The following is a 406-nucleotide window of genomic DNA, read 5'->3' on the forward strand; positions in this document are numbered from 1 at the left end:
AGTGCTTAGGGGGCTTCCTTTCCCGTGGCCACTGGCGGCAATGGCGCTGATATGCCCGCGTGGCATACGTGACTGGCTATACGACCGTATGGCGCACAATCGCTACCGTATTTTTGGCAAATATGATGCCTGCGTGCTGCCTTCGCCGGACCATGCAGACCGTTTTCTGGGGGCGAAATAGGCGATGACTCTCCAGGTCTGCCGTTTTTCCATCGCCTTTATCTGGCTTTACCAGGGTATTGTGCCGAAGTGGCTGGGGCCCCATGCGGATGAGCTGCGCATGAATATGGCGCTTGGTCTGAACGAGGCACAGGCGCACCTGCTTTCTTATGTGGGGGGTGGGCTGGAAGTGGTGCTCGGGTTGCTGATGCTGGTCTTTTACCGCCAGCGCTGGCCCTATGTCATC

At 57.9% G+C, this 406-nt stretch carries 2 protein-coding genes; both read left to right on the forward strand.

What is annotated here, in order from left to right:
- Window positions 1-181, forward strand: a 181-nt coding sequence (locus A3754_RS07890) for a thiol-disulfide oxidoreductase DCC family protein (RefSeq protein ID WP_156496909.1), incomplete at its 5' end; no start/stop codon positions are given.
- A gap of 3 nt (window positions 182-184) precedes the next feature.
- On the forward strand, window positions 185-406 hold a 222-nt coding region (locus A3754_RS07895; protein WP_197468560.1), incomplete at its 3' end, for a DoxX-like family protein.

The organism is Alcanivorax sp. HI0083, assembly GCF_001635175.1.